This is a genomic window from Actinomadura miaoliensis, from assembly GCF_039536785.1.
Taxonomy (GTDB): domain Bacteria; phylum Actinomycetota; class Actinomycetes; order Streptosporangiales; family Streptosporangiaceae; genus Spirillospora; species Spirillospora miaoliensis.
The window spans coordinates 91,668-103,291 of the sequence record NZ_BAAAZG010000042.1 but is presented as its reverse complement, the minus strand read 5'-3'; the positions used below and the strand labels follow the sequence as shown (position 1 = coordinate 103,291).

The following is an 11,624-nucleotide window of genomic DNA, read 5'->3' as shown; positions in this document are numbered from 1 at the left end:
CATGCTGATCTCGTGGCCGGTGGGCAACGGCGGCGGCGCGGCCAACCTCGTGCCGACGTCGCGCAGCGACCGCACGGAGGCGGGCTCGGCCCGCCCGGCGGGCGGTCCCCCCGGCGGCGCGTCCGATGCCACGCGCGGCGGCCCGAGCACCGGCCCGTTCACCCAGACCAGCCGTCCGGCGGCACCGCCGTGGGCGACCGGCGGCACCGGCGCGTCCGGCGTGCCCGGCGGGCCGGGCGGCGGCGCACCGTCCAGCGGAGGCGGCGGATCGTCCACGCCGGACGAGCGGCGCACCGCGACCGGTAGCCCGTCCGCCCCGGGATCGACGTCGCCGGGCACGCCGTCCGCCACACCGTCGTCGCCCGCGCGGACGCCGGAGCCGTCGCAGTCGGCGACGCCCGCCGACCCCGGCTCCCCGGCCCCCTCGTCGCCGTCGAGCCCGCCGCCCGCCGCGTCGCCCGAGCCCCCGGCCGCGCCCACGCCGACGTCCAACCCGACGCCGAGCCCGAGCGAAGACTGAGCCCCGGCCGACGGGGCCGCTAGCGGGCGCCCTCGATGCGGCCCATCACCAGGCGCGGGTGGAAGTAGCTGATCGGCACGCGTTCGCTGTCGGTGACGCACACGATCCGGTAGCCGTTGCGGCCGTCCTCGTCCGGCGTCTGGAAGTCCTCGGGCTCGAACGCGCCGCGGCGCTCCATCTCCTTGAACCAGCGGCCGAGGGCGTACACGTCGGGAAAGGACTCCTGACCCATGCCGCGCTTGCCGAGGGTGTAGGTGACCTCGAAGGTGCACCCGTCGGGGGGGTAGATCGTCATATCCGTCCCTCGCCCCGGCAGACCCCGCACGTGTGGCCCCTGTGCGTGCCCGTCCCCTGGCATCCAGGGCAGGGACGCGTGGGCGGTTTGCTGTGCTTGCCCATGGCTTCTGCCCCCTCCACTCGGCGGCCAAGTCTATGACGGTCGTGCGACGGCGCAGGTGACTTCCGGGCCGCCCGACCGACATGTCCCGTTCATGCCCGAATCGGCCGGACTTCCACTGGCGAAAGGCGTGGCGGGAATGCCACACTGCGCTCATGACCGCGACCGCCCCCGAGGCCCACCCCGCCGGTCCGCAGGTCCGCCCCGCCCCCACGGCGCCGGTCGGGCGCCGTGAACGCAAGAAACGGCAGACCCGGGACGCCCTGGTCGACGCCGCGTTCCGGCTGTTCGCCGAGAAGGGTTTCGACGCCACCACCGTCGACGAGATCGCCGAGGCCGTCGAGGTGTCGTCCCGCACGTTCTTCCGCTACTTCGCCTCCAAGGAGGACGTGGCGCTGACCTTCCAGGAGGAGCAGCACCACGCCCTCATGCGGATGGTGGCCGAGCGCTACACCGACGAGCCGATCCTGACCGCGCTGCGCCGCATCGCGGTGGACACCACCCGCGCGGCCGAACGCGGCGAGATGGGATTCGCCCCCGCGCGCTTCCGCTGCCTGCTCGACCTGACCGCCGACAGCGACACCCTCATGGCGGGCAGCCTGGAGCTGACGCAGAAGAAGCAGGCCGAGCTGACCCGCCTGATCGCCGAGCGGATGGGCACCGACCCCGACACCGACCTGCGCCCGCACGTGGTCGCGGCCGCCGCGGTGAGCGCGTTCCACGCCGCCGCCGAGGCGATGCGCTCGCCGAAGATGGGCTACGAGCAGATATCCGACGCGGTCGACGACGCCTTCGCCGTCCTGGAGCAGGGCCTCAACTTCCCGCCGGAGGGGAAGTAGCCCGGCTCACGGCAGGGCGCTCAGGACCAGGCCGCTCGTCGGAACGCCGGTTCCGGCCGTCACCAGCACGTGCCCGACGTCGTCGAGCTGGTTGACAGAGGTGCCGCGGATCTGGCGGACGGCCTCGGCGATGCCGTTCATGCCATGGATGTACGCCTCACCCAGCTGACCCCCGTTGGGGTTGACGGGCAACCGGCCGTCGAGCTCAATGCCACCGTCCTTGACGAAGTCCTTGGCCTCGCCCCGTCCGCAGAAGCCCAGCTCCTCCAGCTGGATCAGGACGAACGGGGTGAAGTGGTCGTACAGGATCGCGGTCCGGATGTCGGCGGGCGTCAGGCCGGACTGCCGCCACAGCGTCGCGCCGACCCGGCCCATGGCGGGCAGCGCCGCCAGGTCGCCGGTGTAGTAGCCGAACATCATCATCTGGTCGGGGCCGGTGCCCTGCGCGGCGGCCGTCACCACGGCGGGCGGACGCGGCAGGTCCCTGGCGCGTTCCACGGACGTGACGACGAGCGCCACGCCGCCGTCGGACTCCTGGCAGCAGTCCAGCAGGCGCAGCGGGTCCACGATCCACCGGGACGCCTGGTGGTCCTCCAGCGTGATGGGACGTCCGTGGAACCACGCCTTGGGGTTGGTGGCCGCGTGCCGTCGCATGGCCACCGCCACGCGGCCGAAGTCCTCGCCGGTCGCGCCGTACTCGTGCATGTAGCGGCGGGCCTGCATGGCCACCCACGCCGCCGGGGTGGCGAACCCGTACGGCAGGTGCCAGGAGAACTCCAGCCCCGTGGCGTCGGCGCGGCCGGAGCGGGTCGCCTGCCCGAACCGGTGCCCGGAACGCTCGTTGAACGCGCGGTAGCACACGACCACGTCGGCCTGCCCGGTCGCGACGGCCATCGCGGCGTGCGCGACCGTGCCGCACGCGGCGCCGCCGCCGTAGTCGACGCGGGAGAAGAACCGCAGCCCGGGGATGCCCAGCTCGCGCTGTACGGCGATCTCGGAGCTGGTGTCGGCGGTGTAGGTGACGAGCCCGTCCACGTCGGACGGCCGCAGCCCGGCGTCGCGGATCGCGTCCAGGCACGCCTCGGCGGCCAGCCGCAGCTCCGACCGTCCCGACTCCTTGGAGAACTCGGTCGCGCCGATGCCGACGACGGCGGCCTTGCCCGAGACGCTCACGCGCCCTCCTCGAACTCGACGGTGGCGGTCACGTGGTCCCCGAGGCTCACCGCGCCGCGCACCCTGAGCGTCGTCGCGTCCACGCGTTCGGCGTACAGGCGCAGGGTGTCGCCCGCGTAGGCGGGGACGCCGAGCCGCACGGCGATGCCGCTCAGCGTCGCGCCGGGGACGGCGGCCAGGGCGGCGCGCTGCACCAGGCCCATGGTCGTGAGGATGTTGAGGAAGATGTCCTTGGTGCCCTGGGCGCGGGCCAGCGCGGTGTCATGGTGGACGGGTGTGAAGTCGCGCGTGGCCAGGGCTGTGGCGATGACGAACGTGGGCGTCAGCGGGATCTCCAGCAGAGCCGGTTCGTCGGGTTCGGGGGGCGGTTCGTCCTCGGGGGCGTCGGCGGGGATCCACTGCGGCAGGGTCAGCTCGTCGTCGACGTGCTCGAACGTGACGCGGACGGGCATGCCGACCGTCACCTCGCCGGGGTCGCAGCGCAGGACGTTGCCGACGACGCGCACGCCCTCCTCCAGCTCGACCACGGCGACGACGAACGGCGGCGTCCGGCCGGGGACGGGCGGGTGGTGGTGCACGACGTAGCTGTGCACATGGCCGCGTCCGCTCGCCACCGTGTGGTCGCGGGCGACCGAGTGGCAGGACGGGCACATCGGCCCGGGCGGGTGGCGCAGCGCGCCGCAGTCCGCGCACCGCTGGATGCGCAGCTCACCGGCCTTGGCGCCCTCCCAGAAGAACGCGGTGTCCAGGCTGGTCACCGGCCTCATGGGGGTCGTGGCCCCGGCGCGGCGCCTGCGCGGCCGGAACTTCAGCACGCGGAACAGCATCTCGGCCACGCGCCGGTCGTCCTCGTCGTACCAGGTCTGGTACCAGGTGACGAAGTAGCCCTCGCCCATCGCGGTCTTCTTCGGGCCGGTCAGGCCGCCGAACCGCATGGCCGGGCGCAGATGTTCGCCGACGCGCACGTACCGGTCGTAGGTCTGCTCGCAGTTGGTGGCGACCACGCCCGTGAAGCCGGCCTCGTCCAGCATGCGGAGCACCTCGTCCGCCGCGGAGTCTCCCTTGCCCGCGACGAGGCCGGGCATCGACCAGACCTGGATCATCGCGGGCGGCGCGACCCGCGACCAGTCGCCGGTGTCGCCGAGCGCCTGCGTCCAGTTGCGGATCATCGCGGCGTTGACGGGGTCCGGGCAGGGCGGCGCGGGCCGCTCCCCGGCGGCGGCGAGCCGCTCGGCCGCCTCGGTCAGCCGGTCGTGGACGGACGTCTCCGCCGCCTCCTGCGTCGTCGTCATCGGTGAACCTCCTAGCGGGGGGCGCGCGGCAGGCCGAGGCCGAGCATCGCGATGATCTCGCGTTGCACCTCGTTGACGCCGCCGCCGAACGTCAGCACCACCGCGCCCTTGACGCCGTGGTCGAGCACGCGGATGAACTCGGCGGTGGCCGGGTCGCCGGGGTCGCCGAACCGGGCCAGCGTGTCGCCGACGATCCGGCCGACGTCCTGCATCCGCTCCGAGCCGTAGATCTTGGTGGCGGACGCGTCCGGGGCGCCCAGCCAGCCCAGGTCCTGGTCGGCCGCGACCTGCCAGTTGAGCAGCTCGTTGACGCGCAGGTAGGCGTGCACGCGGGCGACGGCGCGGCGCACGTCCGGATGCTCGATCAGCGGCCTGCCGTCGCGCCCGGCGGTGGTGCGGGCCCAGCGTTCGAACCGGTCGTAGGTGTGGCCGATGTTGCCCGCCGGGCCGAGTGTCACGCGCTCGTGGTTGAGCTGGTTGACGATCAGGTCCCAGCCCTTGTTCTCCTCCCCCACGAGCATGTCGGCCGGGACGCGCACGTCCTGGTAGTAGGTGGAGTTGGTGTGGTGGCGGCCGTCCATGGTGACGATCGGCGTCCAGGAGTAGCCCGGGTCGCGGCAGTCCACGATCAGCATGGAGATGCCCTTGTGCTTCTTGGCGTGCGGGTCGGTGCGCGCGGCCAGCCAGATGTAGTCGGCGTAGTGCGCGCCCGAGGTGAAGATCTTCTGCCCGTTGACGACGTAGTGGTCGCCGTCGCGGACCGCCGTGGTGCGCAGCGACGCCAGGTCGGTGCCCGCGCCCGGCTCGCTGTAGCCGATCGCGAAGTGGCACTCCCCCGCCAGGATGCGCGGCAGGAACGTGCGCTTCTGCTCGTCGGTGCCGTACTGCAGGAGCGTCGGCGCCACCGTGTTCAGCGTGATGATCGGGTACGGGACCTCGGCGCGGGCGATCTCGTTGGCGAAGATCTGCTGCTCGACCGGGCCGTAGCCGCGTCCGCCGTACTCCTTGGGCAGCGCCACGCCGAGCATGCCGTCGCGGCCGAGCCGCCGGCAGTGCTCCATGTACGCGGTGCCGAACGGGTCGTCGGCGATGCCCGCCCGCTGCTCGGGGGTCAGGCAGCCCTGGAAGTACTCGCGCAGCTCGGCGCGCAGCTTCTTCTGCTCGTCGGTGAGGTCGATGAACACGCGTGACGCTCCTCAGTTCCCGGCGGTGACGGTCGCGGCGGCTTCCCCGGGCGCGGGTGCGGCGAGGAGGGCGCCGAGCGCGTCGAGCTGGTCGTCGGCGCCGCCGAGCAGGTGGCCGACCTGCTTGCCCCAGGCGAAACGGCGGTGCAGCGGGTAGGTGACGTCCAGCCCGATGCCGCCGTGCAGGTGCTGGCAGGTGTAGAGGGCGCGCGGCACCGGGTCGCAGGCGTTGTACGCGGCGACCGCCAGCACCTCGTCGGCGTCGGGCATCGACTCGGCGAACCGCCACACGCCCGCCCACATGGCCACGTCCAGCGCGCGCTTGGCGATGTAGACGTCCCCGACCTGCATGGTGACGGCCTGGAACTGCGCCAGCGGCCGATCGAACTGCTCGCGCGTCTTGACGTAGTCGGTGGTCAGCTTCAGCGCGCTGTCGATGACGCCGGAGGCCACCGCGACCGCGCCCGCGACGGCGGCGCGGTGCAACGTCCGCCAGGCCTCGCCGCGGGTGCCGCCGCCGAGCAGGGCGTCCGCGCCGACCCGCACGCCCGACAGCTCGACCCGCGACAGCGGCTCGGTGGTCGCCGACGGCTGCGGGGTGAGCGACACCGCGCCCGGTTCCACGAGGAACACCTCGACGTCACCGCCGTCCAGGCGGGCCGGGACGAGGATGCGGGACGACTCCGCCGCGTACGGCACGAACGTCTTCACGCCGTCCAGCACGTAGCCGTCGCCGTCGCCGCGGGCGGTGGCGGTGACCGTCCCGGACGGGCCCACCTCGCGGTACGCGCCGGTCAGCACCGTGCCGCCCTCGCCCAGTGGCGCCAGCAGCGCGCGCTGGGCGGGGGTGCCGTGCCGCGCGATCGGGACGGCCGCCAGCGCGAGCGCCGCGTACAGGGGCACGGGCGCGACGTGCGCGCCGGCCTCCCGCAGGATCACCGCCATCTCGACGGGGCCGAGCCCGGCGCCGCCCGCGTCCTCGGGCAGGCACACGCCCAGCAGCCCGGCCTGCGCGAGCGCCTTCCAGGTGGCCGCGTCGTAGGGGGCGCCGCTCTTCTCGAACGCCTCCAGCCGTTCGTGGGACGCCTCGCGTCCGAGCACGTCGGCGGCGAGGTCCCGCAGCTCCCGCTGGGTCTCGTCGAGGTTGAAGTCCACGTCAGTCGCTCCCTTTCGGCGAGGGCTCGGGGGCCGGGTCGGGTGCCAGCAGGTGGAGGCGGCCGCGCCGGGCGAACTCGGCGCGCAGGGCGGCCGCGTCGTCCGGCGTCATCCTGCGGTAGACCAGTTCCCGGCCGGGCCGCCACCACACCGGGTCGCCGGTGCGCCAGCCCTCCCGGGCCAGCCTCCGCTTGAGGATCTTGTTGGACGCGGTGACGGGCAGTTCCCGCGCCACCCGCACGTACCGGGGCGGCCACTTGGGGCTCATGTCGGCGCGGCCGCGCAGGTAGGCGGCGAACCCCTCGGCGTCGAAGTCGCCGGGGGCGCCGTCGGTGACCAGGGCCGCCATCACCTGGTCGCCGGACGCGGCGTCCGGCACCCCGTACACCGCCAGCGCCCGCAGCCCCGGCAGATCGGCGAGAACGCGTTCCACCTGCACGGCGCCGAAGTTCTCCCCGTCCACGCGCAGCCGGTCGGCGGACCGCCCGGCGAAGAACACGTGACCGCCCGGGTCGGCGTAGGCGAGGTCGCCGCTCCAGAACATGCCGTCGCGCAGCCGGTCGGGGGCGTCCTCGTTGTAGTAGCCGTCGAACAGGCCGAGCCCGGCGGTGTTGACCAGTTCCCCGATGGCCTCGTCGCCGTTGACGAGCCGTCCGGCCGCGTCGAACCGGGCGGGCGGGCACTCCCCGCCGGTCTCCGGATCGAGGATCTTGACGCCGTCGCCGAGGCGGCCGAGCGCGCCGGGCGGGCCGTGCGGGTCCGGGGTGAAGGCGATGGCGGTCTCGGTGGAGCCGTAGCCGTCCACCACATGGCAGCCGAACCGGTCGGCGAACGCGCGCTGCTCGGCCGGGGCCGCCTCGTTGCCGAACGCGACGCGCAGCGGGTTGGCGGCGTCGTCGGGCGCGGCGGGCGTGGCCAGCGCGTACGACAGCGCCTTGCCGACGTAGTGCAGGTAGGTGCAGCCGTGCGCGCGCACGTCCGGCAGCATCCCGGACGCGGAGAACCGGCGGCGCAGCACCAGCTCGGCCCCGGCGGCCAGCGCGGGCGCGTAGGCGGCCATGACCGCGCCGGAGTGGAACAGCGGCATCGGGCAGTAGACGACGTCGTCCGGCGTGAGCAGGCGTCCGGCCAGGTTCCGGCCGGGGACGGTGACCTTGCGGTGGGTGACGCGCACGGCGCGGGGACGGCCGGACGTGCCCGAGGTGAAGATCAGCATGAGCAGCGTCGTGTCCGTGACGCCGGTGACGTCGGGCAGGGGCGCGCCGGCGTGCCGCGCGAGCCGGGCGCGGTACGGCTCGCCGCCGGCGTCCAGCACGGGCAGCCCGGTCGCCGCGCCGACGGCGGCGGCCAGTCCGGCGTGCGCGGACTCGGTGACGATCACGTCGCAGTCGGCCCGCTCGGCGTCCCCGGCCAGCTCGGCGGCCGATCGCGTGGTGTTCAGCGCGACCAGCACCGACCCGGACAGCGCGGCCCCGCCCAGCAGGAACACCAACTCCGGCACGTTGTCCAGCAGCACGCCCACGTGCACCGGCCGGTCGGCGGGGTGCGGCTCTGCGGCCAGCCAGGCGGCCCGGACGGCGCACTCGGCGACCGCCTGGCGCCAGGTCCAGGCGCGTCCGTCCTCGGCGCGGCGCAGGCCGGGCCGGTCGTCGGCGGCCCGCGCCGTCAGCATCGCCGCCACGGTCACTCCCGCGCCCCCTTTCGCCGTCCCGACCTCACGGCGCAAACTAGAACAGATTCTAGTTCCTGTCCAGAGGCCCGGCCGGACACCGCGTTCACAACGCCCACCGGGCCACGCGCCGAACGGGTCCCACCGCCCGCCGGAACGAATTCAGATAACAGGTTCTCGCCGGAAGGTAGGCTGGGGCCGCACAGATGCGAGCGGCCCGCACAAGGGCACGCGCGAGGAAGGGAAGCGACCGTGACCGCAGAGCCGACGACCACCGACGACAGCACGGCCGGTGCGGGTCGGCAGGGCGGCCGCTCCCGCAGCCAGCTGCAGCGCCGCCGCCGCATCGTGCAGGCCGCCGCCGCGCTGGCCTCGCGCGGCGGCGTGGAGGCCATGCAGATGCGCACCGTGGCCGAACGCGCGGGCGTGGCCCTCGGCACCCTCTACCGCTACTTCCCGTCCAAGATGGACCTGGTCGTGGCCGTGGTCAGCGAGGAGCTGGACCTGCTGGAGGGCAGCGTCGAGCGCCGCCCGCCGCGCACCGACTCCCCGCCCGGCCGCACGGTGGAGGTGCTCATGCGCGCCACCCGGGGCCTGATGCGCGAACCCGAACTGGCCGACGCGCTGATCCGCTCGCTCCTGCTGTCGGACGTGCGCACCGACATCGGCGACCGCCTCGCCGCCCTCCTCCTGCGCGCCGCCGCCGGCCCGGACGCCGACCTCCCCGAGGACGACCCGCGCCGCATCGTGGTCCGGGCCCTGACCAGCGTCTGGACCATGGAGATGATCGAGATGCTGCGCGGCCGCGCCACCCCCGAGGAGTCCCAGTCCCGCCTGGAAATCGCCGCCGCCCGCCTCCTCCACGACTTCTAGCTCCCCGAGGAAGGCGAGGCGGGCCACCCGCGCGTGGACCCGCCCCGCCGTACCGCACCGCCCCCGGGTCGGCAAGGGCGCGACGCTGGATGGGGGCGACGATCCGGGACGGGGGGGCAGTCCACCGCACGGCCGCCCCCGGCTCACCACTCCTCGTCGTCCAACTGGACGAAGGCACCCGCCAAGCGCCGCCACCACGGCGCCCGCGGCGCCTCATGCCGCCCGTACACCGGCATGGACGTAGGCACGCCCGCCCGACGCGGCACCGGGCGGGCGCGACCGGTGACGGGTCGCGGCGCCGGAGGCAGCCCGCCCTGCGCGTCCTCCAGGAGCCGACCGAGTTCGACGGGGTTTTCGGCCTCCACCAGGTGGGCCCGGCCGGACGGGTCGCGCACCAGACCCCACAGCTTGCCGGTGTGCTCTCCGCGCCACACCTGCGCCTCGGGAAACCGTGCGCGCAGAACGGCAAGCGCCTGGTCGGCGTTCCGCCCGCCCATCACCGCTCCGCCCTCGCGTCCCCTGAGCGCTCGGCGAGGCGCACCAGCACGTACAGGGCCGCGTCGTCCATGTGCTCGTCGTCGGCCTCAGCGATCGGCTCGCCGCGTGACGTCCAGAACCACGGCCTGCCGCCGTCCTCCGGCCGCGGGCGGCACGCGATGGTGTCACAGGCGTCCGGGTCCCCCTTGACCGCGACATGAAGCCCGTTCGCGCCGCGCTCGACCACCAGTCCACGCACGGACAACTGCGTGCCGAGCGGCGCCAGTGGGTCGCACGAGTCGAGGGCGCCCGCACGCTCGTCCATAGTCGGACCTCCTCCTACCGTCCGGCGAGGCCCCGGATCTGTCCGCACCGGGCCGGGGCCGTCCTCGTCTTCGCGGGCGGACGGTCTCGGTCGCCTCCCACGGCGGACCCGGCGGTCACCGCGCATCCGCACCGCCGATTCAAAGCGCTGCGAACCAGTTACGGAACGTAGACAATGGCAGCACCCGCGGGGACACCCCCTCTCTGTCCCCGGCCACCCCGAACGAAAGGGTGTGAGGTGCCATGGAGCAGGAGCGTCCAGCGTGGGCCGAGCGGCTGCGCACCGAGCGGCAATCGCGCGGATGGGGAACCTTCGAGATGGCCCGGCAACTACGTCAGGCCATCGGGATCACCAGCCACCCCACGGACAAGGTCAAGGCCCTCGCCCGGCAGATCGTCCGCCATGAGAGCGGCCAGGTGTACCCCCGGGACTGGGTCACCGCCTACGCCACCGTGTTCGGTATCACCGAGACGGAACTCCACCCCCAGAACGAGACAAAGCTGCCCCAAACGGGCGACGATGATGGATATCCATCCACTTCGACGCAAGGGGGTGGCCCGACGAAACGCCGAGATGCCCTGAAACTGGGAGCGACCGTCGCCGTCGCCCCCGAACTCCTGCACAGAGTCCTCCCGGACACTGCGGCCGAGGCGATGGAGTTCACCCGGCGCGCGAATGCCAGTGCCGTCGGACACGGCACGTTCGCCCACCTGGAATCCGTCATCCTCACCCTCGACCGGAAGTACAACATCGATCCGCCGGCCGACCTGTTCAGTACCGCGCGCAGCTACCGCAACCGAGTCGCCGAACTCATTGAGGGGCCGCGGACTCTCAAGGAAGCTCGCGAGCTGTACGTCTACGCGGCATGGCTGTCGGAGATGCTCGCATGGCTGGCGCATTGCCTTGGTGATCCGCTGGCCGCTGAGGCTTGGGCGATCGACGCGTTCCAGCACGCCGACCAGGCCGGGCACGACGAGCTGTGCGCGTGGGCCTGTGACGCCATGGCTTCAGTCGCGATCTACCACGACCAGCCCACACGAGCCATTGCCGCAGCTCGGCAGGGCGTCGCCAAGGCGCCTGGACGGCATCCGCTGGCGATTCATCTGCGCACTCAAGCGGCCCGCGCCCATGCCAGGCTGGGCGACCGGGAGGCGTGCGAGGAGATGTTCCGGCAGGCCCGTGACCTGCACGAGCGGCTTCCGGCGCGCGCTCCGCTCCGGCTCGCCTTGGACACCGCCGACCTGGCCCCTTTCGCCATCACGGGCCATGCGACACAGGCGTACATCTGGCTGGGTGACGCCGAGCGGGGCGACTTCCTCCGCGCCAAGCAGCACGCCCAGGCCGCGGTCGACGCTCAACTGGCGTTGCCCGTCTCCTCCCGTTCGCCCATCAGGGAAGCTATGGCCCACGTCGACCTCGCCATCGCACTGGCCCAGTTGGGGGAACCAGAGGAGGCCGCCGCGCTGGGACGGCAGGTGCTGACCACCGCGCGCCGAGTGGATCCAGTGCGGCGGCGGGCCGGGGACCTTGATCGGGTGCTCACCACCCGCTACCGAACCCTGGGCGCCGTCCAGGACTTCCGGGAGGCGTATCGACACGACCGATCGGCGAGGTGACGATGGCGACGCGGCCAAGTCCGAGCCGAACACCCGCGCGCCGTATCTGAAGCTGGTCCGTCCAGAGGGGGTGGGCAGATGAAACGCCGAGTCGCCCTAGGGCT

Annotated in this window: 11 protein-coding genes and 1 pseudogene; 3 read left to right on the top strand and 9 right to left on the bottom strand. The window is 73.4% G+C overall.

The genetic code is table 11. The features are described 5' to 3' along the window. Positions 1-480 (bottom strand): annotated as a pseudogene (locus tag ABD811_RS27495) (hypothetical protein); the annotation flags it as partial. A 59-nt stretch (positions 481-539) separates the two neighbouring features. Next, positions 540-815, bottom strand: a complete 276-nt coding sequence (locus ABD811_RS27490; RefSeq protein ID WP_344953308.1) for a hypothetical protein — start codon at positions 813-815, stop codon at positions 540-542. Positions 816-1,072: 257 nt separating this feature from the next. Between ABD811_RS27490 and ABD811_RS27485 the strand changes: the two genes are divergently transcribed. Next, the gene (locus ABD811_RS27485) at positions 1,073-1,756 is read left to right on the top strand and encodes a TetR family transcriptional regulator (protein WP_344953305.1); all 684 of its coding nucleotides are present in this window, start codon (positions 1,073-1,075) and stop codon (positions 1,754-1,756) included. A gap of 6 nt (positions 1,757-1,762) precedes the next feature. On the opposite strand, the gene ABD811_RS27480 is transcribed toward ABD811_RS27485, so the two are convergent. The 5 genes from ABD811_RS27480 to ABD811_RS27460 are packed head-to-tail and all read right to left on the bottom strand — an operon-like array spanning position 1,763 to position 8,247. Beyond that, complete coding sequence (locus ABD811_RS27480; protein ID WP_344953302.1) at positions 1,763-2,929, bottom strand: lipid-transfer protein; 1,167 nt, start codon at positions 2,927-2,929, stop codon at positions 1,763-1,765. Further along, complete coding sequence (locus ABD811_RS27475; protein WP_344953298.1) at positions 2,926-4,221, bottom strand: OB-fold domain-containing protein; 1,296 nt, start codon at positions 4,219-4,221, stop codon at positions 2,926-2,928. The genes ABD811_RS27480 and ABD811_RS27475 overlap by 4 nt, the downstream gene beginning before the upstream one ends. Before the next feature lie 11 nt (positions 4,222-4,232). Further along, complete coding sequence (locus ABD811_RS27470) at positions 4,233-5,405, bottom strand: acyl-CoA dehydrogenase family protein (protein ID WP_344953295.1); 1,173 nt, start codon at positions 5,403-5,405, stop codon at positions 4,233-4,235. A gap of 12 nt (positions 5,406-5,417) precedes the next feature. After that, positions 5,418-6,560: an acyl-CoA dehydrogenase family protein gene (locus tag ABD811_RS27465; RefSeq protein ID WP_344953292.1), complete on the bottom strand. Its 1,143-nt coding sequence runs from the start codon at positions 6,558-6,560 to the stop codon at positions 5,418-5,420. Position 6,561: 1 nt separating this feature from the next. Beyond that, positions 6,562-8,247: an AMP-binding protein gene (locus tag ABD811_RS27460; RefSeq protein ID WP_344953289.1), complete on the bottom strand. Its 1,686-nt coding sequence runs from the start codon at positions 8,245-8,247 to the stop codon at positions 6,562-6,564. Between the two features lie 234 nt (positions 8,248-8,481). On the opposite strand from ABD811_RS27460, the gene ABD811_RS27455 reads away from it, so the two are divergent. Next, positions 8,482-9,102, top strand: coding sequence for a TetR family transcriptional regulator (locus tag ABD811_RS27455; protein ID WP_344953286.1), 621 nt, complete (start codon positions 8,482-8,484; stop codon positions 9,100-9,102). Between the two features lie 143 nt (positions 9,103-9,245). Here the strand turns inward: ABD811_RS27455 and ABD811_RS27450 are convergent, their stop codons facing one another. After that, the gene (locus tag ABD811_RS27450; protein WP_344953283.1) at positions 9,246-9,599 is read right to left on the bottom strand and encodes a hypothetical protein; all 354 of its coding nucleotides are present in this window, start codon (positions 9,597-9,599) and stop codon (positions 9,246-9,248) included. After that, positions 9,599-9,904 carry a hypothetical protein gene (locus ABD811_RS27445; protein WP_344953280.1) on the bottom strand — a complete coding sequence of 102 codons (306 nt, stop codon included), beginning with the start codon at positions 9,902-9,904 and terminating at the stop codon, positions 9,599-9,601. Before ABD811_RS27445 ends, ABD811_RS27450 begins: the two co-directional genes overlap by 1 nt. A gap of 242 nt (positions 9,905-10,146) precedes the next feature. Here ABD811_RS27445 and ABD811_RS27440 point away from each other — a divergent pair, with 242 nt between their 5' ends. After that, complete coding sequence (locus ABD811_RS27440; protein ID WP_344953277.1) at positions 10,147-11,520, top strand: NsdA family TPR-like regulatory protein; 1,374 nt, start codon at positions 10,147-10,149, stop codon at positions 11,518-11,520. Positions 11,521-11,624 lie beyond the last annotated feature (104 nt).